This window comes from Allobosea sp. GW821-FHT12C12, from assembly GCF_058807355.1.
The window spans coordinates 57,857-78,588 of the sequence record NZ_JBXAQP010000007.1; the positions used below are offsets into that span (position 1 = coordinate 57,857).

Consider the following 20,732-nt stretch of genomic DNA (forward strand, 5'->3'; position numbering starts at 1 on the left):
GGCGATGCGCAAGCCGGCCGAGACGCCGGCGTGGAACTTCCACAAGTACCCGATCGGCCGCGGCTGATCCAGGCGATCGGCCAGGAGCCGCAGGCTTAAGCTGTGCCTGCGGCCGCCGAAAGCGGTGCTCTTTCACGACAACGGGGCATGCCCTCCGCGCAGGGTGGCTGGCGCGTTTTTCGCTCGGCCGCGGCGCACGTCGCCCTTGGCGTAGGCGCGGATCGGAGCGAGATTGCGCGCCGGCACCGCGATGCTGACGCATTCATGGACCAGTCCCTGCATGGGCCAGTTCCTGCCTTGCGCCATTCGCCCAACGATCGCCCGTTCAGACCGAGGTTCCATGTCCCGTATCCTGACCGTCGCCGCCGCCCAGCTCGGACCGATCCAGAAATCTGAAGCGCGTGAGGACGTGATCACGCGGATGATCAGGCTGATGGACCTCGCCAAGGCCAAGGGGACCGACCTGATCGTCTATCCGGAGCTTGCGCTGACGACGTTCTTCCCGCGCTGGCACCATAAGGACCGGACCGAGGCCGACCGCTGGTTCGAGACGGCGATGCCGAACCCCGGCGTGCAGGCGCTGTTCGACCTGGCGCGCCATTACAAGATGGGCATGAGCTTCGGCTATGCCGAGCTGACGCCGGAGGGGCGGCATTTCAACAGCTCGGTGCTCGTCGACAGGCAAGGCCGGATCGTCGGCAAATATCGCAAGATTCACCTGCCCGGACATGTCGAGTACGACCCCAAGCGCACGCATCAGCATCTCGAGAAGCGCTATTTCGAGCCGGGCGATCTCGGTTTCCCGGTCTGGCGGACCATGGGCGGCCTGATCGGCATGTGCATCTGCAACGACCGGCGCTGGCCGGAAACCTACCGCGTGATGGGTCTGCAGGGCGTCGAGATGGTGGTGCTGGGCTTCAACACGCCCTCGGTCAATTCCCAGCGCAACGAGGAGGCGGCCGACCGGCGCATGTTCCACCACAAGCTCTCGCTGGCGGCCGGGGCCTATCAGAACTCGACCTGGGTCGTCGCCGTCGCCAAGGCCGGCGACGAGGACGGGCATCACCTGATGGGCGGGACGATGATCGTCAATCCCGATGGCGAGATCGTCGCCCTGCTCGACGGCGAGGAGGACGGCGTGCTCGTCCACCCCTGCGATCTCGACGACACGAAGTTCGGCAAGGAGACGATCTTCGATTTCCAGCGCCATCGCCGGATCGAGCATTACGGCCCGATCACCGAACGTGTCGGCGTGGTCGAGCCGGAGTGAGGTTTTGAGCGCCTTCACCGCGGCCTTCGCCGATCTCGAACCGCGCGAGCGCTACAAGCTGCTCTGCGCCAGCGTGACGCCGCGCCCGATCGCGCTCGTCACCTGCGTCTCCAGCGACGGCGTCGTCAACGCCGCGCCGTTCTCGTTCTTCAACGTGTTCTCGGAGGAGCCGGCGTTGATCGTGCTCGGCCTGCAATACCGGCCGGGCAACCAGCCCAAGGACACCTCGCGCAACATCGCCGCCGCCGGCGCCTTCGTCGTCAACCTGGTCGACGAGGGGCTGGCCGAGGCAATGAACGTCTGTGCGATCGATTTCCCGCCGAATGTCAGCGAGATCGACGCGGCGGGCCTGTCGCTGCTGCCGGGCGTGACGATTTCCGTACCGCGGATCGCGGAGGCGCCCTTCGCGCTGGAATGCCGCAAGCACAGCACGCTGAGCTTCAGCCCGACGCGCGAATTGCTGATCGGCGAGGTCGTCCGCATTCATGCCCGCGAGGGGCTGGTCGACCCCGCGACGCTGAGGGTCAGCATGGACGCCTACAAGCCGGTCGGCCGGATGTTCGGCGACGGCTATTCGCGCCAGAACGGGCGCTTCGACCTGCGGCGCGGCACCTATGAGGAGTGGAAGGCCAAGCGTGATTGAGAGCGCTCAGCTCTTCGCCTTCCCCGGCCGGAACGCGGCGATCACCGCCGGATCGGTCTCCAGATACGGGCCCTCGATCAGGTCGATGCAGTAGGGGATCGCCGGCATCACGGCGTCGAGGCATTCGGCGATGGCGCGCGGGCGGCCGGGCAGGTTGACGATCAGCGACTTGCCGCGGATGCCGGCGGTCTGGCGCGACAGGATCGCGGTCGGCACCTTCCGCAGGCTGACCTGGCGCATCAGCTCGCCGAAGCCCGGCATCGGCTTTTCGATCACCTCCTCCGTCGCCTCGGGCGTGACGTCGCGTGGCGCGGGGCCGGTGCCGCCGGTGGTGACGATCAGGCAGCAGCCTTCCGCGTCGGCGAGCGCGATCAGCGTCTCCGCGATCAGCTTGCGGTCATCCGGGATGATTCGCGCGACCGGCGTCCAGGGCGAGATCAGGGCCTCGGCGAGATAGGCCTCGATCGCCGGGCCGCCCTCGTCGGCATAGACGCCGGCCGAGGCGCGGTCCGAGACGGTGACGATGCCGATCCTGATGGGGTTGCTCATGGTGGCCTGTCCTGCGCTGCGCCTGCGGCAGATGTGGCCGATCACGGCGCTGCCGGCTAGTCCGTTTCCACGCTCAGCGCTTCAGCCTTGCGCGCAGGCGGCGCAGCGTCTGGCGCGCGGACGCCGCCAGCTCGGGCAGGGCAGGGCGCTTGCGGCCGAGCCCGACCACGACGTTCCCGGTCAGGCGGCGCTCGCCCCAGACATAGGTTCCGGCATCGACGCCGTCGCCCGCGCCGCTGTCGAAGACGGTTGCGGGCGCGCCGGCGAAATCGGCCTGGAGCATGGCGATGGTCAGCGCGCGGCCGGGCGAATGGCGGCTTTGCGTCTCGTCATGGGCGATCTTGAGGAAATGGCGGGTGCCGGCGCTCTCGATCAGGAGCCCCATCGCGATCGGCGCGCCGTCCAGCGTCAGCGTATCGATCTGCAGACCGTCGTGCCCGGCGAAGCCTTCGGCCAGGGCGCGGAAATAGGCCGCGTCCCTGGGGCTGGAGGCGATCGCCGTGCCGGCCTTGCCCTTCCAGCCGGCGGCCTCCAGCGTCAGGAAGCTCTCCAGCGCCTCGCGCGCCGCCTCGCGGCGTCGGCGTTGAAAGCCGACCGCGCCGTGCTTTCCGATGGCGCGGAACTGCTGCATGCGCTTCTTGTGCCCGGGCCCGAGCGCGCGCCTGAGATAGGTCTCGGCCGTGTCGCCCGCCCGTGGGAGCAGCATTGGCCGCTGCCAGCGCTCGAATGCGGCCAGCCGGCTGCCGGTGACGCGGCAGGCCTCGACGAGCGCCGCGTGGCTTGGTCCCTCCAGCGGCATCAGCGGCAGGGCAAGCGTGCCCGGCAGGTCGCGAGCGGAGAGCAGATGCCGCAGCATCGCCTGCATGATGTCGTCGGCATGGTCGCGGTCGATCACGGGCGCCGACGAGACCTCGTAGATCGGCAGCAGCGGCGCGCGGAGCACGGTCGCGAAGCCGGCGCGCCAGTCTCGGACGCGCAGCATGGCCCAGATGCCGGCGAGCCGCTCCGAGCCGAGCGCCTCGTTGAACCAGACCGCGATGACGACGATGTCGGCGGCATCGACCAGTTGGGTCGCGGCGGCCACGGCCGCCGGGGCCATGTGCGGGTTGGGTTCGAGCGCGCGCGCGCACAGCTCCGCGAAGGCCGGGCCGAGCGCGGCGTAATCCGCCGGCCGGATGCGCCTGACGACGATGCCCGAGCTCAAGACCCGACACCGTCCCGGTTGGCGCGCCGCATCTCGCCGCGCATCGACAACACGAAGGCGATGACCTGCGCGGTGGCGCGGTAGAGTTCCTCCGGGATCTGGTCGTCGAGTTCGACGGCCGAGAGCGCCTGCGCCAGCACGGCGTTCTGCTCGATCGCGACGCCGTGCTCGCGCCCGGTCTCGACGATGCGCTCGGCGAGTTCGCCGCGGCCCTTGGCGGTGACGCGCGGCGCGCCCTGCCCGTCATATTCGAGCGCTACGGCGATGCGCGGGGGAGAGCGCTTGTGCGAAGGCGTCGTCATGACATCCGGTCCAGGAACTGGCCGGCGGTCGCCTGCATCACGCGCGGCTGCCCGGTGTGGATGTCGACGACGCCCTGCTCGAAGCGGGCCTGCGCCAGCGCCGCCTCCAGATCGGGCGCCGCGCCGCGCAGCATCCGGCTGGTATCCTCGCGCTCGGCCCAGAGCGTGACGTCGACCTTGCGGCCCTGCAGCGCCACCACCCCCTGCAGCGGCCCCATCGGCTCGACATCGAGCGCGAAGCGCATGCGCCAGAGCGGCCCTTCCGCAGCGCCGGCGTCGCGCCGCTCCGGCTCCTTCTCGATCCGCAGCGGCATGACGGCGTGCCCGGACTGGAAGGCGAGCGGGATCTCGGTCAGCCAGCGCTGGCCCTGGTTCGGGTCGAGCCGCGCGCCATCAAGCGGCAGCGAGGCGAACTGCGTAAGCGTCAGCCGGTCGAGCGCGGCGTCGGTCTGGTCCAGCAGCGTCTGCGCCGCCGTCAGCGGCTTGTCTCCGGCCGAGAGGCTTGGCGCGGCGGGGGGCTGGGCGCTGAGCGGGCCGTCGCGGCGCGGGGCGGCCGGTCGCGCGGAGAGATCGGGTGCGGAGGTTGCCGGATCGATGTCGGCAGCTCTGGCGGCTTCTTGCGTCTTCGCATTCGGCGTCCCGGCCAGCGTTTCGACCAGAGCCGCGAGCGCCTCCCGCAAATTCCGCAGGCTGGCCTTGAGATCGCCCCGCGGCGCGGGCTGTCCCTGCGCCTGCCGCGCCTCGAGGAAGACGCCGGAGCGCCCCACCGCGTCCTTGAGCGCCGCGGCTGTCGGCGCACGGCGCTCGGCCGGCAGGGCTTGCGCCAGCATGCCCCCTATCAGCGAGAGAAGCGGCTTCGGCAGCGCCAGCGCGACCCCGCCGCCGGCGATGCTGCGCAGATTTGCCAGAAGCGGCGCGAGGCTGTCCTGGTTCGCCAGCGCCGGCCCGAGCAGCGGACCGGCCACGGCGCGCTGGGAGGCGTTGGCGGCCTGAGCCGGGACGGTGGACTGGGCGGCGGCTGCCGGCCGCGCGCCCGGCGCGAGGGACGCCTGCACGCGCTGGAGCAGAGCCGCCGGTCCATTGGGGGCAAGCGTGGCCGGATTGTCGGGCTGGCCTTGAACCGGGGCTGGTGTCGCGGCGGTCATGCCGGCCGGCTGCGGCGGACGCACCTCCAGCAGCGTCGCGCGAAGCGCGCCGCCGCGCTGTTCCGGCGCATCGATCCGCAGCAGCAGCGTCGCGCCCGGCTGGAGCGCCGCCGCCTTGGCCCGCGGGCCGGCAAGCACGAGCGAGAACTTTTCGCCCCCGGCCTGCGCGGTGGCGCGGCCCTCGCCGTCGAGCGAGAGCAGCGTCGCCGCGAGCGTCTTGCCGGCGACCAGCCCGGTCGCCGGCTGGAGCGCATCCAGCAGCGTGGTCAGAAGCTGGTTCTGGACGAGCGCGGCGAGGTTCATACGGTCCCGGGCGTCGGCGGCGACAAGGCGGCGATGCCGCAGGGTGACAGGAAAGGTTAAGCATTTCCTTGCGCCCCGCATGGACAGCATGCGCCGCCGCGCTGGCGCGGCATGGCGCGCTGGGGCAGGGTCCTCCGCTCACGTCGCAGGAGCGCGCCCATGGAATACCGTCAGCTCGGCCGCTCGGGCCTGAAGGTCTCGCCGCTCTGCCTCGGCACGATGATGTTCGGAGGGGCGACCAGCGAGGTCGACGCCGTCACGATCATCGATCATGCACGCGAGGCCGGGGTCAACTTCATCGACACGGCCGACGTCTACACGGAGGGCCGCTCCGAGGAGATCACGGGACGCGCCATCGCGGCGCGGCGCCACGACTGGGTGCTGGCGACCAAGCTGGCGAACGCGATCGGCGAGGGGCCCAATCGCGCCGGCCTCTCGCGCAAATGGATGATGCAGGCCTGCGAGGACAGCTTGCGCCGGCTCGGGACCGACTTCATCGACATCTACTATCTCCACAAGGAGGACCATGCGACGCCGCTGGCCGAGACGGTGCGCGCCATCGGCGATCTCGTGCGTCAGGGCAAGATCCGCCATTTTGGCGTGTCGAACTACCGCTCCTGGCGCGTCGCCGAAATCTGCCGGCTCTGCGACGACCTCGGCATCGACCGGCCGGTGGTGAGCCAGCCCTACTACAACGCGATGAACCGCATGCCCGAGGTCGAGCACCTGCCGGCCTGCGGCTTCTACGGGCTCGGCGTCGCCTCCTACTCGCCGCTGGCGCGCGGCGTGCTGACCGGCAAATACGAGCCCGGCCAGGCGCCGCAGCAGGGCACGCGCGCGGCGCGTGGCGACAAGCGCATCATGCAGACCGAATGGCGCGAGGAGAGCCTCGTCATCGCCCAGACGATCAAGGCGCATGCGGCGGCGCGCGGGATGACGCCGATCCAGTTCGCCGTCGGCTGGGTGCTCAACAACAGGCTGCTGACCGCGGCCATCGCCGGGCCGCGCACGCTGGAGCAGTGGCAGGCCTATCTGGCCGCGCTCGACATCGCCTTCTCGGCCGAGGACGAGGCGCTGGTGGACGGGCTCGTGCCGGCCGGCCACCCCTCGACGCCGGGCTACAGCGATCCGGCCTATCCGCTGGAGGGCAGGCCTCGCTCGGCTCCTGCCTCGCCGACCGGGTGATGGGCCCGGCACGCTCCGCGCGATGAGCAAGGCGGCGCGCTTCGTCACCGGAGCCGGCCCGCCCCGGCGGGGGCGCGGCGCGGGCGCGGCGACAGCCTCGTCCGGGCTCGGACGACTGCTGCTGAAGCGCGCCCTCGCCGCCTTGGCGCTCGCCGGCAGCAGAGCGGCCGCAACGACGGAGATCATCAGACGGCGGGTCATGCGGACCTCCCGGACCCGTCGTCGGAATGCCCGACATTGCGCTTGCCCGACGGAACGGCCTGCAAGCAGCCTAAGCGGCGGGTTAAGGCGCGTGAGTTCCGGTTGGTCTTGCCGTCGTCAATTCCCCGGCAGCACGATGATGGTCGGCCTGGCCGGCAGGGTCGACTTGCTCAGCGTGATCGCGGGCTCGGCCTTGCGTTCGGCCGGCCATTGCCCGTCCGTCAGACGCAGGAAGCGTTCGAGGCTGGAGCCGCCGAAGAAGTGCATCGGCACCATCACCTTGGCCTGCAGGCTCTTAAGCACCTCCATCATGCCGGTCTGGTCGAGCGTGTAGCTGCCGTCGACCGGGAAGAGCACGACATCGACGCGGCCGAGCGCGCGCAGATGGCTGGGCTCCAGCGGGTGATGCAGATGGCCGAGATGGGCGACGCAGAGATCGCCGATCTCGAAGACGAACATCGAATTGCCGTCGAAATCGGTTGAGCCGGAATAACTGCGGATATTAGTCGGCACGTTGCGCACGCGCATGTCGCCGAGCGTGACGTCATGCTTGGCCGCTCCGACCCCTGCCGGATCCCAGCCCGGCAGGACGTACCTGACGCCGGGATCGGGGTTGCGCGAGTTGTGGCTCGAATGAGCCTTGTTCATCGTCGCGATGTCGGGCGTGCGCTGAGGCCGGACATAGTCGTTGTAGTCGGTCGCGGCGGTGACGCCGCCCGGCGTCTCGATGGTGAAGGTGGCGTGGCCGACGAAGGTCAGGCGGACCTCGTCCTTGGCCAGATTCGCCAGCGTCAGGTTGGCGCGCTGGATCGGCAGTTTGAGCGAGGCCATCTCCGGCCGGCAGCCCGGCGCGTCGGACTGGGCGTGGGCCGGCGAAGCCAAGCCGGAAAGGGCCAGCACGGCGCAGGCTGCCAGGGCCCGGAGCAGAAACGTCCTCGACAACTGCATGGCGCATTCCCTCATGGCCCCGACCGGGCAAAGTCTCGGGCAATTGCCGGGCCGGGGGAAGAGGGAGGCGGCTACGCTTGCGCGGTTGTGATCGCCTTCGCGGCCGTCGGCCTCGTGTCAACGCCGATCATCAGTCCTTGGCGAGTCCGAGCTCCTTGAGAACCGCGATGCCGCGCGTCACGAAGACCTTGGCGTAGGCGTCGAACTCGCCGGGCTTGTCCCAGACCGGGGTGATGCCGCGATCGGCCATCGCCTTGCGCACGTCGGGGCGCTGCAGGACGCGCTCGGCCGCGTCGAACAGGATCTTGCGGCGGTCGGCGGGCACGCCCTTCGGCGCGGCGAGCGCGAACCAGTTCTGGTAGGTCCAGTCGAGCCCGGCCTCCTTGGCGCTCGGCACGTCGGGGAAGTTCGGGTGGCGTTCCTCGGTCATCATCAGGATGGTGCGGACGCGGCCGGCGTCGAGCATCGCCTTGGCCTCGATCGGCGAGCCGGTGAAGACGGTGATGCCGCCGGCGACGAGGTCGTTCAGCGCCGGGGCGCCGCCATTGCTCGGGACCCATTTCACCGCGTCGGGCGCAAGGCCCGCCGCCTTGAGCAGCCCGCCGGAGGCGATGTGCCAGGAGCCGCCGACGCCGGTGCCGGAGCCCAGCATCGAGCCCTTCGGCGCGTCCTTCACCGCCTTGAGGAAGTCGGCCGGCGTCTTCCACGGGCTGTCGGCCTTGACCGTGACGCCGGCCGGAATGAGCGAGACGCGCGAGAAGGTGTCGACGCTGTCGAGGGTCAGGTCGCCGAGGCCGAGCGCCTTGAAGAAGGTTATCTCGGGGCTGATGCCGCCGATCGAGTAGCCGTCGGCCGTCGCGTTCGCGATCGCGCTATGGCCGGTGATGCCGCCGCCCCCGGTGCGGTTGACGACGTTGACCGGCGTCTTGAGTTCGGTCTCCAGACCGTTGGCGACGATGCGCATGACGGCGTCCATGCCGCCGCCGGCGGCCCAGGGCACGATCAGCTGGATCGGCCGGTCGGGGAAGGCAAGCGCGCTCGCCGAGGCGGCGATCGTCATGGTCAGGGCAAGCGCGGTTCTGGCGAGCAGCTTCATGGTCCGGTTCCTCCCGAAAAATCTCGGCGAGCCGCTCTGAGGCGGCCTTGGGGGCCGAGGCTAGCGGGAGGTCGCCGTCCGAGCAAGGGCGGCATGCTGTATGCAGATCGGGGGTGGGTTGCGCCATCGATCGGCAGGACAAGCCCCGCCGTTGCCACCGGCCTCCCCGTCGCCTACATACCCGCCATCATTCCCGACACGCCAGAACGCCTGTCCGCAGCGGAGCCCGCACGCCCATGTCCCGTCAGTTCATCTACCACATGCGCGGCCTGTCGAAGACCTATCCGGGCGGCAAGCAGATCCTCAAGGACATCCACCTCTCGTTCTATCCCGACGCCAAGATCGGCGTGCTCGGCGTCAACGGCGCGGGCAAGTCGACCCTGCTCAAGATCATGGCCGGGTACGACAAGGAATGGACCGGCGAGGCCTGGGTCGCGGAGGGCGCGCGCGTCGGCTACCTGCCGCAGGAGCCCAAGCTCGACGAGAGCCTGAACGTCCGCGACAACGTCATGCTCGGCGTCGCGCCGCAGAAGGCGATCATGGACCGCTACAACGAGCTGGCCATGAACTATTCCGACGAGACCGCCGACGAGATGACGGCGCTGCAGGACGAGATCGAGGCCAAGGGCCTGTGGGATCTCGATTCCAAGGTCGACCAGGCGATGGACGCGCTGCGCTGCCCGCCGGACGACTGGGAGGTCTCCAAGCTCTCGGGCGGCGAACGCCGCCGCGTCGCGCTGTGCAAGCTCCTGCTGGAGCAGCCGGAACTGCTGCTGCTCGACGAGCCGACCAACCATCTCGACGCCGAGACCACCGCCTGGCTGGAGGGCCATCTGCGGAGCTATCCGGGCGCGATCCTGATCGTCACCCACGACCGCTACTTCCTCGACAACGTCACAGGCTGGATCCTCGAGCTCGATCGCGGCCAGGGCATTCCCTACGAGGGCAACTATTCGGCCTGGTCGGTGCAGAAGCAGAAGCGGCTCGCGCAGGAAGGCCGCGAGGACGTCTCGCGCCAGAAGACGCTTGAGCGCGAGCAGGAGTGGGTCCGGGCGTCGCCGAAGGCCCGACAGGCCAAGAGCAAGGCCCGCATCCAGCGCTATGACGAACTGGTGCAGAAGGCCAACAACAAGGGTCCGGACACCGCCCAGATCATCATCCCGATCGCCGAGCGGCTCGGCAACAACGTCGTCGATTTCGAGAACCTGTCGAAGGGGTTCCAGGACAAGCTGCTGATCGACGGGCTGTCGTTCAAGCTGCCGCCGGGCGGCATCGTCGGCGTGATCGGCCCCAACGGGGCCGGCAAGACGACGCTGTTTAGGATGATCACCGGGCAGGACAGGCCGGATGCCGGCACGATCAGGGTCGGCGAGAGCGTGACGCTCGGCTATGTCGACCAGAGCCGCGACTCGCTCGACGACAGGAAGAACGTCTGGGAGGAGATCTCCGGCGGCAACGACATCATCTATCTCGGCAAGAAGGAGATCAATTCCCGCGCCTATTGCTCGGCCTTCAACTTCAAGGGCGGCGACCAGCAGAAGAAGGTCGGCTCGCTCTCGGGCGGCGAGCGCAACCGCGTCCACCTCGCCAAGATGCTGAAGGCCGGCTCGAACGTCCTGCTGCTCGACGAGCCGACCAACGACCTCGACGTCGATACGCTGCGGGCGCTGGAGGAGGCGCTGGAAGACTATGCCGGCTGCGCCGTGATCATCAGCCACGACCGCTGGTTCCTGGACCGGATCGCGACCCATATCCTCGCCTTCGAGGGCGACAGCCATGTCGAGTGGTTCGAAGGCAACTTCGCCGATTACGAGGAAGACAAGAAGCGCCGGCTGGGGATCGATTCCACCATCCCGAAGCGGATCCAGTACAAGAAGTTCTCGCGCTGAGGGCGACATGTTCAATGGAAGCAATCCGTGTTAGCTAGCTTGGCTAACACGGAGGTTCCGGGATGACCGTCGTCAATGTTCACGAGGCCAAGACGCAGCTTTCGCGCTTGATTCAACAGGCGTTGCGCGGCGAGGAGGTCGTGATTGCGCGCAACGGCGTCGCCGCTGTCAAGCTGGTGCAGGTTGCGACTATGCATGCGGCCAAGCCAAAGCGCCAGCCGGGACTTTGGGCCGGTCTGATCGAGGAAATCGATCCAGATTGGTGGAAGCCGGAGAACGATCTGACCGACCATTTCGAGGTCTACGCCGACCAGCCGGGCGATGCGCCTAAACGATGAGATATATGCTCGATAGCCATGTCGCCTTGTGGTGGCTGGGAATGGACAGTTCCAAGTTGCGGAGCCCACTGCGCGACGCCATTGCAGAGGCGGAGGCCGTCTTCGTCAGCATCGCGACCGTGTGGGAACTCGAGATCAAGCGGTCCATCGGGAAGCTCAAACTGCCGATCGACGACTGGAAACGGGTCGAGGAAGCCGGTTTGATTTTTCTTCCGATGGAACTTGCCGATGCACTACGGGCCGCGCATCTACCGCCGATCCATCGCGACCCCTTCGACCGGATGATGGTCGCGCAAGCTCTGACCCGCGACCTTACCTTGATCACGCGCGATACAAGACTGCTCGAATACGGCGTCGCAACGCTGAAAGCGTGAACTCTATCGACCTGCCCGCCGCTGCCTGTTCCCATCCGCCAGGATGCGCCCGTCGACATCCTTCACGTCCCGCAGCCCGCACAGCGCCATGGTGATGTCTAGCTCCTTGCGGATGATGTCGAGGCAGGCGGTCACGCCCGCCTCGCCCATCGCGCCCAGCCCGTAGAGGAAGGCGCGGCCGATGAAGGTGCCCCGCGCGCCGAGCGCCAGGGCCTTGATCACGTCCTGGCCGGAACGGATGCCGCCGTCGAACAGGATCTCCATGCGCCCGCCGACGGCGTCGACGATCGCCGGCAGCGCCTCGATCGAGGACAGCGCGCCGTCGAGCTGGCGGCCGCCATGGTTGGAGACGATCAGCGCGTCGGCACCGGTCCTCAGCGCCATCTCGGCGTCCTCGGGGTCGAGGATGCCCTTCAGGATCAGCTTGCCGCCCCACTGATCCTTGATCCACTGGATGTCGTCCCAGTTCAGCTTCGGGTCGAACTGCGTCGAGGTCCAGGTCGAGAGCGAGGACATGTCGGCGACGCCGCTGACATGGCCGACGATGTTGCCGAAGGAGCGTCGCGGCGTGTCGAGCATGCCGAGGCACCAGCGCGGCTTGGTCGCTAGGTTGATCAGGTTGGCGAGCGTCGGCTTCGGCGGCGCGGAGAGGCCGTTGCGAAGGTCCTTGTGGCGCTGGCCGAGGATCTGGAGATCGAGCGTCAGCACCAGCGCGGTGACGCCGGCCTTCCTGGCGCGCTGGATCAGCCTGGCGATGAAGTCGCGGTCCTTCATCACATAGAGCTGGAACCAGAAGGGCTGGCCGACGTGGTTGGCGATGTCCTCCAGCGAGCAGATGCTCATGGTCGAGAGCGTGAACGGCACGCCGGCCTTGTGCGCGGCCCGCGCCGCCAGGATCTCGCCGTCGGCGTGCTGCATGCCCGTCATGCCGGTCGGCGCGATCGCGACGGGCATGGAGACCTTCTCGCCGACCATGATCGATTCCAGCGTGCGGTCGGTCATGTCGACGGCGACGCGCTGGCGCAGCTTGATCCTGGCGAAATCGGTCTCGTTGGCGCGGTAGGTGCTCTCGGTCCAGGCGCCTGAATCGGCATAGTCGTAGAACATGCGCGGCACGCGGCGCTTGGCCATCACGCGCAAGTCTTCGATGGTCAGGGGCTGGGCCATGGTTCGTCGCCTCCACGCTTGGCTTTGCAGCCGAGGTCGCATGGAATGTCGCAGCGGGCAACCCGGATCGAGCCCGCCGGCGGCGGCCCGGCGCGACGATGCGACGGTTGAGCCATGCCGGGCGATCCTGTAGGGCGGCTGCATCCTGTTTCGATTTCAGAGAGACTGTTGATGATCCTGCGGCTGGCTGTTGTCCTGCTCGCCTTGTGCTGTCTTGCGCCGCAAGCCAATGCCCAGGCATTGTCCGTGCAGGCTCCCGCGGCGCAAGGCGTCGGCTGGAAGACCGGGCGCGATGCGGCCGCGATCGAGCGGCGCATCGACGCGCTGATCGCGCGCATGACCCTGCCGGAGAAGGTCGGGCAGCTCGTGCTGACCGGGCGCGGCGACGGCTTCGACATTCAGCGCATCCGCGACGGGCTGATCGGCGGGGTGATGAACTTCGTCGTGCCGCGCGAGATCAAGGAGGTGCAGGAGGCGGTCAGGGCCTCGCGGCTCAGGATCCCGCTGCTCATCGGGCTCGACGCCGTCCACGGCTTCTCGACCTATTTCCCGCTGCCGCTCGGCCAGGCCTCGACCTTCAACCCGGCGCTGATCGAGGCGGCGGCCTACTGGACCGGCCGCGAGGCGGCCGCCGCCGGCGTCAACTGGACCTTCGCGCCGATGGTCGACATGTCGCGCGATCCGCGCTGGGGCCGGGGGCTGGAAGGCGCGGGCGAGGACCCCTATTACGCCTCCGTCGTGGCGGCGGCGCGGACGCGCGGCTACCAGCGCGGCGGGGTCGCCGCGACGGTCAAGCACTTCGTCGGTTATGGCGCGTCGGAAGCCGGGCGCGACTACAATTCGACCTGGATCCCGACGAGCCAGCTGCACGACCTCCACCTGCCGCCGTTCAGGGCCGCTTTCGAGGCCGGTTCGATGACGGCGATGGCGGCCTTCAACGCGCTGAACGGCATGCCGGCCACGGCCAATCGCGGCATGCTGACCGGGCTTCTGCGCGACAGGTGGAAGTTCAAGGGCTTCGTCGTCTCGGATTTCGGCTCGATCACCGAATTGCGGCTGCACGGCATCGCCAGGGACGACGCCGAGGCGGCGCGCAAGGCGCTGCTCGCCGGCATCGACATGGACATGATGTCCGAGGCCTACGCAAAGCATCTCGCTGGCGAGGTCACGGCCGGCCGCGTGCCCATGGCTACGCTGAACGAGGCGGTGCGGCGCGTGCTGCGGGTCAAGTTCCATCTCGGCCTGTTCGAGCGCGCCGATGTCGACGTCGCGGCCGCGCCCGCGATGATGCAGACGCAAGCCGCGCGCGACGTCGCGCTGAAGGCGGCGCAGGAGAGCGTCATCCTGCTGAAGAACGCCGGCGACATCCTGCCGATCCGCGACGGCGTGCGCTCGGTCGCGGTGATCGGGGCGATGGCCGTGCCGGAGGACGAGCGGGTCTGGACCGACCCTGCCGGCCTCGGCCGCCGCGTCGTCCAGCCGCTGCCGGACGCGCTGCGCGAGCGGCTGCCGGCCGGGGCCGAGGTCCGCTACCAGCCGGCCTTCACAAAAGCCTGCGGCACCGAGTTCGCCGACAAGGCGGCGGCGATCGAGGCGGCCGCCGGAAGCGACCTGATCGTCGCCATGCTCGGCGAGGATTGCGAGTTCATGGGCGAGGGCGCCTCGCGCACGCAGCTCGGCCTGCCGGGCGTGCAGCAGGAACTGCTCGAGGCGCTCGTCGCCACCGGCAAACCGGTCGTGCTGGTGCTGGCGACGGGGCGGCCGCTGGTTCTGAGCTGGGCCAACGAGAAGGTCGCGGCGATCGTCCAGACCTTTCATGGCGGCACGGAAGGTCGCACCGCCATCGCCGACGTGCTGACGGGCAAGGTCAACCCGTCCGGCCGCACGCCGGTGAGCTTCCCGCGCTCGGTCGGGCAGATTCCCGTCTACTACAACCAGCTCCCGACCGGGCGGCCGCAAGTCATCCGCCAGCGTTACGAATCCATCTTCATGGACGAGGCCAACGAGGCGCTCTACCCGTTCGGATTCGGGCTGTCCTACAGCCGCTTCAGCTATGCCGATGCCCGCGTCGCCAAGCCTTCCGTCGGCGTCAACGGCACGGTCGAGGTGATGGTCGACGTGACCAATGCCGGGCCGCGCGACGGGCAGGAGGTGGCGCAGCTCTATATCCGCCAGCCTGTCGCCAGCCGCTCGCGGCCGGTGCGCGAACTGAAGGCGTTCGAAAAGGTCCTGCTACGCGCCGGCGAGACCAAGACGCTGCGATTCAGGCTCGACGCGAACCGGCTCGGCGTCCATGACGATCAGGGGCGCTATCTCGTCGAGCCCGGCCTTGTCGAGATCTGGCTCGGAGGCTCGTCCAGGGCCGATCTGAAAACGCAGGTGCTGTTGACCAAGTCTTGATCCCATGCGCCTCGCGCATGCCTGCCAATTGCTCTCGACACGAATGCGATTTCGGTCAATCCTTTCCGGGCGCGGGCCTTCGGACGCTTGCATCCGAAGCACCGCGAGACGCGATGGCTCCAGAGGATGCGGCGATGGCGACCGGAACCGTGAAATGGTTCAACACCGAGAAGGGCTTTGGCTTCATACAGCCTGCGGACGGCGGCAAGGATGTGTTCGTGCACATCACGGCCGTCAAGGAAGCCGGCTTCATGACGCTGACGGAAGGACAGAAGGTCTCGTTCGAGCTCAAGACCGAACGGGGCAAGACGGCGGCAGGCTCGCTGCAGTTGCTCTGAGCCGACCAGGCATCATTTTCCGACAAGGATCGCATCGCGGCGATGAGGACTGGTCTTGCGCGCGGCGTCGTCGCCGGCGTCTATGAAATTCCGCCCGATGCGACCGGGCCGCATCATTTCGCGACGCGCGCCTGCGGGAAGCTGACGCTCGATCTCTCCGGCATTCCCGGGGATCCGCATGGCGGCGCGACGCGGCAATCCGGCGCGCGCGAGCCATGGCTGCCGCGCGGCACGGTGCTGCGCAACGAGCGCCAGCTTTCGGCGCTCAGCGCGGAAGAACTGGCCGAGGTCGCGGGCCGTCTCGACCTCGGCGAACTGCCTCCCGAACGGATCGGCGGCAATCTTCTGGTTTCGGGGCTCGACGGCTTTTCGCGGATCGCGCCGGGCAGCCGGCTCGCGATCGGCGGCGCCTGGGGCGGCGTCGGGCATTTCGACGGCGGCGCGGTGCTGCGGGTCGAGGCCTATAACTTTCCGTGCCGGCTGGCTGGACGGGCCATCGCCGCGCAGGCCGGCCGGCCGGAGCTCGAATTCGCCTTCGTCAAGGCCGCCGCCGCCCTGCGCGGGCTGGTGCTCAGCGTCGATCTCGCCGGCTCGGTCACGCCGGGCGATGCGGTGATCGTGATGCCGCCGGCGGTGCCGAAGGTCGAAGGCTGAGCATAGGTTCTGCGCGTATGGCGAAGCGTCGCGCCGCGGCGACGCACGCCGCGACGGCGGCGCAGACGGCGAGCATCGCCGCGCTCACGGTCTCACCGAGCAGCAGCGCCGCCAGCGTCAGCCCGAAGAAGGGCTGGAGCAATTGCAATTGGCCGACCGAGGCGGTGCCGCCCTGCGCCAGGCCGCGGTACCAGAAGACGAAGCCGATCAGCATGCTGAACATCGCGACATAGGCGAGGCTGAGCCAGGCCGTGCGGCTCACGGCGCCGAAGCTCGCAGGCGCGGTCCAGAGCGTGAGCGCCAGCATCACCGGCAGGCTGAGGACGAGCGCCCAGGAGATCACCTGCCAGCCGCCGAGCCGGCGCGAGAGCCTGGCGCCTTCGGCATAGCCCAGCCCGCAGCTCACGATCGCGGCCAGCATCAGCAGGTCGCCGATCGGCGAGGCGGCGAAGCCCTGGGTCAGCGCATAGCCGACGACCAGTGCGCTGCCGAGGCAGGAGAACAGCCAGAAGGCGGGTCTCGGCAGTTCGCCGCCGCGCAATACGCCGAAGATCGCCGTCGCCAGCGGCAGGAGCCCGACGAAAACGATGGAATGGGCGGAGGTGACGTATCGCAGCGCCAGCGCCGTCAGCAGCGGAAAGCCGACGACGACGCAGAGCCCGACGACGATGAGCGGCGCGATGTCGGCGCGCAGGGGGCGGGGCTGGCGGAAGGCGAGCAGCAGCGCCAGACCCGCGGCGCCCGCGATCGCGGCGCGCGCCGCCGTCAGGAAGACCGGGTCGAACTCCGCCACCGCAAGCCGCGTCGCCGGCAGCGAGCCGCTGAAGATCAGCACCCCGATCAGCCCGTTGATCAGGCCGCTGGTCGTCTTCGTCATGGTCGCTGCTCCGCTTTCCCGCTGGATCGGCCGGGCAGGCTGGCTTATCCAGAGACAGCACAATACAGTTGGACCAAACTGTCATGGTCATGACATCGATACAATTGCCGGATCGGGACAGATCCGAAGCGGACGGCGGTACGCTGGTCGGTCGCGTCATGACGACCGTCCGGCAGCGCATCGCCGGCCGCATGCTGGCGCCGGGGGCGAGGCTGCCTTCGATCCGGGGCTTCGCCGCGACGATGCGCGTCTCGAAATCGACGGTGGTCGAAGCCTATGACCGGCTCGCCGCCGAGGGCGTGATCCAGGCGCGGCGCGGCTCGGGTTTTTATGTCGCCGGCCATGCGCCGCCCTTCGCGCTCGCCGAGATCGGCCCGAGGCTGGAGCGGGCGGTCGATCCGTTCTGGGTCTCGCGGCAGTCGCTGGAGGCGGGCGAGGCCGTGCTCAAGCCGGGCTGCGGCTGGCTGCCGGCCGACTGGCTGCCGGAGGACAATCTGCGCCGGGCGCTGCGGAACCTGTCGCGCGCGCCGGCGGAGACGCTTGGGGACTACGGCACGCCACTGGGGCTCGGCCCCTTGCGGCAACTCCTCGTCCGCCGCATGGCGCTCAACGGCGTCGAGGCCGCGCCGGACCAGATCCTGCTGACCGAATCCGGCACGCAGGCGCTCGACCTCGTCTGTCGCTTCCTGGTCGAACCGGGCGACACGGTTCTCGTCGACGATCCCTGCTACTTCAATTTCCACGCGCTGCTGAAGGCGCACCGCGTCCGCGTCGTCGGCGTGCCCTATACGCCGACCGGCCCGGACATCGCGGCTTTCGAGCAGGTGCTTGAGGCCGAGCGTCCGCGCCTCTACCTCACCAATTCCGCGCTCCACAATCCGACCGGCGCGACGCTGTCGCCGGTCACGGCGCATCGCGTGCTCAAGCTCGCCGAGGCGTTCGGGCTGACGATCGTCGAGGACGACATCTTCGCCGATTTCGAGCCGGAGCCGGCGGCCCGGCTGGCGGCCTTCGACGGGCTCGACCGGGTCGTCCAGATCGGCAGCTTCTCCAAATCGCTCTCGGCCTCGGCGCGCTGCGGCTACATCGCGGCCAGACGCGACTGGATCGAGGCGCTGATCGACCTCAAGATCGCGGCCTCCTTCGGCGCCGGCCGGCTCGCCGCCGAACTGGTGCTGGCCATCCTCAGGGATGGCGGCTACCGCAAGTATATGGACGGCTTACGCACGCGGCTGGCGCGGGCCCGGAGCGAGACCTCGGCGCGGCTTCGGGCGATCGGCGTCGTGCCCTGGATTGAGCCTCGCGGCGGCATGTTCCTGTGGTGCGCGCTGCCGCAAGGGGTCGATGCGGCGACGATCGCCCGGCAGCTTCTGGCCGAGGACATCGTGCTGGCTCCGGGGAATGTCTACAGCCTCTCCCAAGGAGCGAACGGCTTCATGCGCTTCAACGTCGCGCAATCCGGCGATCCGCGCCTGTTCAGCGTGTTGCAGCGGGCGCTGCGGCGCGGTTGACCCGGTAGGCGAGCCGGAAGCAGATTGCGCTTGCGAGTGCCTGGAAATTGACATAAAGATATCTTTATATCTTTTTTCGAGTCGTGCGGGAGTATGAGCGCTTGCGTCACACCACGCTCTCTTCAGATTTTCTGCTCGCCGGCCTGCGCGCCGCGGGCGAAGAGACGCGCCTGCGCATCCTGGCGCTGCTCTCGGAAGGCGAGCTCTCGGTTTCCGACCTGACCGATATTCTAGGCCAGTCGCAGCCGCGCATCTCGCGCCATCTCAAGCTGCTCGCGGAGGCGGGCCTGGTGCGGCGCTCGCGCGAGGGCGCCTGGGCCTTTTACCGGCTCGACGAAACCGGCACGGGCGGGGCTTTTGCCGCCTCGCTCGCGGCCTGGCTCAACCCCGCCGATCCGGTTCTCGCCGCCGATCGCGAGCGGCTGGCTGCCGTGCGCGGCTCGCGCGCCGAGGCGGCGCAGACCTATTTCGCCAATGTCGCGCGCGACTGGGATCGCTTGCGCTCGCTTCATGTGCCGGACGAGGCGGTCGAGGCCGCGGTGCTGGCCGCCGTCGGCGAGGGCACGCGCGGCGCGGCGCTCGATCTCGGCACCGGCACGGGGCGCATGCTGGAGCGGATCGCGCCGAAATTCGGCCGCGCCGTCGGCGTCGACGCCAATCACGCCATGCTGGCGGTGGCGCGCGCCAATCTGGAGAAGGCCGGGCTCTCGCGCGTCGAGCTGCGTCAGGGCGACATCCACGCGCTGCCCTTCGCGCGCGGCTGCTTCGACTGCGTCATCATCCATCAGGTGCTGCATTTCCTCGACGATCCCGGCCGCGCCGTGCGCGAGGCCGCCGCCATGCTCGGCCCCGGCGGCAAGCTCATCGTCGTCGATTTCGCCCCGCATGAGATGGAATTCCTGCGCACCGAGAACGCCCATCGCCGGCTCGGTTTTTCGCGGTCGCAGATCGCCGGCTGGTTCGCGGAAGCCGGCTTGTCCTGCGATCTCGCCGAAGAGGTCAAGGCGACAGGCGGGCAGGCGAGCGAGTTGACCGTGATGCTCTGGCGCGGCCGCGACGCCCGCGTGCAGGGCGATCTTCCGTTGCGACAAGACAGTTTCGAGGTGGCCTGATGAACGCGTTTCGCCCCAGCCGGCACGGCTCGCGCCGCCCGAAAGTCTCGTTCGAGTTCTTCCCGCCGAAGACGCCGGAGATGGAAACCGCGCTCTGGGAGAGCGTGCGCCGGCTGGAACCGCTCGGCCCCGCCTTCGTCTCGGTGACCTATGGCGCCGGCGGATCGACCCGCGAGCGCACGCATGCGACAGTCAAGCGCATGGTCGAGGAGACGGGCCTGAAGCCCGCCGCGCATCTGACCTGCGTCTCCGCCACGACCGACGAGGTCGACGAGGTGATCCGCGCCTATTGGGATGCGGGCGTGCGCCATATCGTGGCGCTGCGCGGCGACCCGGCCGGCGGGCTCGGCACGGTCTACGAGCCGCACCCCGAAGGCTATCACCAGACCTCCGATCTCGTCGCCGGAATCCGCCGCGTCGGCGATTTCGAGGTCACGGTCTCGGCCTATCCCGAGAAGCACCCGGAGGCCGCCTCGCTCGACGCCGATATCGACGCGCTGAAGAAAAAGGTCGATGCGGGTGCGACGCGCGCGATCACCCAGTTCTTCTTCGATAACGACGTCTATTTCCGCTATCTCGACAAGGTGCGCGCGGCCGGCATCGACATCCCGGTCCTGCCCGGGATCGTCCCGGTGCAGAACTTCAGGCAGACGGCGAGCTTCGCCCGCAAGACCGGCGCGAGCGTGCCGCAATGGCTTGCCGACCGCTTCGAGGGGCTGGAGGAGGACGCCGCGACCCGCCGGCTGGTGGCGGCCGCCGTCTGCGCCGAACAGGCGCTGGACCTGATCGACCGCGGCGCGACCGACCTGCATTTCTATACGATGAACAAGGCCGACCTGGTCTACGCGATCTGCCATCTGGTCGGGCTGAAGCCCGAGCGGGCGGCGGTGGCGCAGGCCGCGGCGGCGGAGTAAGGGCATCGAACGAATACCCATACGATAGAGGGTGTTTGTTGGAGGGCGACCAGATGGAAGAGTCGAGCGGTCTCATTCTTCCGATGCTGCGCGAGATGCGTGCAGAGGGCGCCGCCTTTCGTGAAGAGATGCGGTCGGACATGGCTGAGTCGAGGAAGCGACTAGGAAGCGTCCGGCAGGCCGCTTTCGGCGAATCCGTCCTTGGTCGCCATGCGGCTGCCGAGGTTGAAGAACGAATGGAGTCTTTCGAGAAGCGATTGGCCGCGCTCGAAGGCAAGCACCGAATCTTTCTAGACCCTGCGAAAGCGTGAC

General features: G+C 68.8%; 22 protein-coding genes. 13 read left to right on the top strand and 9 right to left on the bottom strand.

The window, feature by feature from the left end:
* Positions 1–132: 132 nt before the first annotated feature.
* Positions 133–282: a hypothetical protein gene (locus AC1RRW_RS11865; RefSeq protein ID WP_492900968.1), complete on the bottom strand. Its 150-nt coding sequence runs from the start codon at positions 280–282 to the stop codon at positions 133–135.
* Between the two features lie 58 nt (positions 283–340).
* Between AC1RRW_RS11865 and AC1RRW_RS11870 the strand changes: the two genes are divergently transcribed.
* Positions 341–1,270: an N-carbamoyl-D-amino-acid hydrolase gene (locus tag AC1RRW_RS11870; RefSeq protein ID WP_492900969.1), complete on the top strand. Its 930-nt coding sequence runs from the start codon at positions 341–343 to the stop codon at positions 1,268–1,270.
* 4 nt (positions 1,271–1,274) lie between these two features.
* Entirely contained in the window at positions 1,275–1,913 is a 639-nt protein-coding gene (locus AC1RRW_RS11875; RefSeq protein WP_492900970.1) for a flavin reductase family protein, read from the top strand.
* 6 nt (positions 1,914–1,919) lie between these two features.
* On the opposite strand, the gene mog is transcribed toward AC1RRW_RS11875, so the two are convergent.
* The 4 genes from mog to fliK form a co-directional block, all read right to left on the bottom strand.
* Positions 1,920–2,462 (bottom strand): molybdopterin adenylyltransferase, encoded by a 543-nt coding sequence (gene mog, locus AC1RRW_RS11880; protein WP_492900971.1) that lies wholly within the window; start codon positions 2,460–2,462, stop codon positions 1,920–1,922.
* A gap of 73 nt (positions 2,463–2,535) precedes the next feature.
* A complete protein-coding gene (locus AC1RRW_RS11885; protein WP_492900972.1) occupies positions 2,536–3,666 on the bottom strand; it encodes a GNAT family N-acetyltransferase in 1,131 nt (376 codons plus the stop codon).
* A complete protein-coding gene (locus AC1RRW_RS11890; protein ID WP_492900973.1) occupies positions 3,663–3,968 on the bottom strand; it encodes an EscU/YscU/HrcU family type III secretion system export apparatus switch protein in 306 nt (101 codons plus the stop codon). The genes AC1RRW_RS11885 and AC1RRW_RS11890 overlap by 4 nt, the downstream gene beginning before the upstream one ends.
* Complete coding sequence (gene fliK / locus AC1RRW_RS11895; RefSeq protein ID WP_492900974.1) at positions 3,965–5,416, bottom strand: flagellar hook-length control protein FliK; 1,452 nt, start codon at positions 5,414–5,416, stop codon at positions 3,965–3,967. The genes AC1RRW_RS11890 and fliK overlap by 4 nt, the downstream gene beginning before the upstream one ends.
* Before the next feature lie 159 nt (positions 5,417–5,575).
* Here fliK and AC1RRW_RS11900 point away from each other — a divergent pair, with 159 nt between their 5' ends.
* Positions 5,576–6,601 carry an aldo/keto reductase gene (locus AC1RRW_RS11900; RefSeq protein WP_492900975.1) on the top strand — a complete coding sequence of 342 codons (1,026 nt, stop codon included), beginning with the start codon at positions 5,576–5,578 and terminating at the stop codon, positions 6,599–6,601.
* A gap of 318 nt (positions 6,602–6,919) precedes the next feature.
* Here AC1RRW_RS11900 and AC1RRW_RS11905 read toward each other — a convergent pair whose 3' ends face one another.
* Both AC1RRW_RS11905 and AC1RRW_RS11910 read right to left on the bottom strand, forming a co-directional pair.
* Complete coding sequence (locus tag AC1RRW_RS11905) at positions 6,920–7,750, bottom strand: MBL fold metallo-hydrolase (protein ID WP_492900976.1); 831 nt, start codon at positions 7,748–7,750, stop codon at positions 6,920–6,922.
* Positions 7,751–7,880: 130 nt separating this feature from the next.
* A complete protein-coding gene (locus AC1RRW_RS11910; RefSeq protein ID WP_492900977.1) occupies positions 7,881–8,846 on the bottom strand; it encodes a Bug family tripartite tricarboxylate transporter substrate binding protein in 966 nt (321 codons plus the stop codon).
* Between the two features lie 236 nt (positions 8,847–9,082).
* On the opposite strand from AC1RRW_RS11910, the gene ettA reads away from it, so the two are divergent.
* From ettA to AC1RRW_RS11925, 3 genes are all read left to right on the top strand, one after another.
* Positions 9,083–10,735, top strand: coding sequence for an energy-dependent translational throttle protein EttA (ettA, locus tag AC1RRW_RS11915; RefSeq protein ID WP_492900978.1), 1,653 nt, complete (start codon positions 9,083–9,085; stop codon positions 10,733–10,735).
* 62 nt (positions 10,736–10,797) lie between these two features.
* Positions 10,798–11,073 carry a type II toxin-antitoxin system Phd/YefM family antitoxin gene (locus AC1RRW_RS11920; protein ID WP_492900979.1) on the top strand — a complete coding sequence of 92 codons (276 nt, stop codon included), beginning with the start codon at positions 10,798–10,800 and terminating at the stop codon, positions 11,071–11,073.
* A gap of 5 nt (positions 11,074–11,078) precedes the next feature.
* Entirely contained in the window at positions 11,079–11,447 is a 369-nt protein-coding gene (locus tag AC1RRW_RS11925) for a type II toxin-antitoxin system VapC family toxin (RefSeq protein ID WP_492900980.1), read from the top strand.
* Positions 11,448–11,450: 3 nt separating this feature from the next.
* Here the strand turns inward: AC1RRW_RS11925 and AC1RRW_RS11930 are convergent, their stop codons facing one another.
* The gene (locus tag AC1RRW_RS11930) at positions 11,451–12,614 is read right to left on the bottom strand and encodes an alpha-hydroxy acid oxidase (RefSeq protein WP_492900981.1); all 1,164 of its coding nucleotides are present in this window, start codon (positions 12,612–12,614) and stop codon (positions 11,451–11,453) included.
* A 171-nt stretch (positions 12,615–12,785) separates the two neighbouring features.
* Here AC1RRW_RS11930 and AC1RRW_RS11935 point away from each other — a divergent pair, with 171 nt between their 5' ends.
* The 3 genes from AC1RRW_RS11935 to AC1RRW_RS11945 all read left to right on the top strand — a co-directional run bounded on the left by AC1RRW_RS11935 (position 12,786) and on the right by AC1RRW_RS11945 (position 16,006).
* Entirely contained in the window at positions 12,786–15,014 is a 2,229-nt protein-coding gene (locus tag AC1RRW_RS11935; protein ID WP_492900982.1) for a glycoside hydrolase family 3 N-terminal domain-containing protein, read from the top strand.
* Positions 15,015–15,148: 134 nt separating this feature from the next.
* Positions 15,149–15,352: a cold-shock protein gene (locus AC1RRW_RS11940; protein WP_068181288.1), complete on the top strand. Its 204-nt coding sequence runs from the start codon at positions 15,149–15,151 to the stop codon at positions 15,350–15,352.
* A gap of 42 nt (positions 15,353–15,394) precedes the next feature.
* Positions 15,395–16,006 (top strand): MOSC domain-containing protein, encoded by a 612-nt coding sequence (locus AC1RRW_RS11945; protein ID WP_492900983.1) that lies wholly within the window; start codon positions 15,395–15,397, stop codon positions 16,004–16,006.
* On the opposite strand, the gene AC1RRW_RS11950 is transcribed toward AC1RRW_RS11945, so the two are convergent.
* Positions 15,948–16,883 carry a DMT family transporter gene (locus AC1RRW_RS11950; RefSeq protein WP_492900985.1) on the bottom strand — a complete coding sequence of 312 codons (936 nt, stop codon included), beginning with the start codon at positions 16,881–16,883 and terminating at the stop codon, positions 15,948–15,950. The two genes, AC1RRW_RS11945 and AC1RRW_RS11950, sit on opposite strands and share 59 nt — an antisense overlap.
* 83 nt (positions 16,884–16,966) lie before the next feature.
* On the opposite strand from AC1RRW_RS11950, the gene AC1RRW_RS11955 reads away from it, so the two are divergent.
* From AC1RRW_RS11955 to AC1RRW_RS11970, 4 genes are all read left to right on the top strand, one after another.
* Positions 16,967–18,394, top strand: coding sequence for an aminotransferase-like domain-containing protein (locus AC1RRW_RS11955; RefSeq protein WP_492900986.1), 1,428 nt, complete (start codon positions 16,967–16,969; stop codon positions 18,392–18,394).
* A 101-nt stretch (positions 18,395–18,495) separates the two neighbouring features.
* The gene (locus tag AC1RRW_RS11960) at positions 18,496–19,506 is read left to right on the top strand and encodes an ArsR/SmtB family transcription factor (RefSeq protein WP_492900987.1); all 1,011 of its coding nucleotides are present in this window, start codon (positions 18,496–18,498) and stop codon (positions 19,504–19,506) included.
* Entirely contained in the window at positions 19,506–20,420 is a 915-nt protein-coding gene (metF, locus tag AC1RRW_RS11965) for a methylenetetrahydrofolate reductase [NAD(P)H] (RefSeq protein ID WP_492900988.1), read from the top strand. The genes AC1RRW_RS11960 and metF overlap by 1 nt, the downstream gene beginning before the upstream one ends.
* Before the next feature lie 53 nt (positions 20,421–20,473).
* Entirely contained in the window at positions 20,474–20,731 is a 258-nt protein-coding gene (locus AC1RRW_RS11970) for a hypothetical protein (RefSeq protein WP_492900989.1), read from the top strand.
* Position 20,732: the final 1 nt, after the last annotated feature.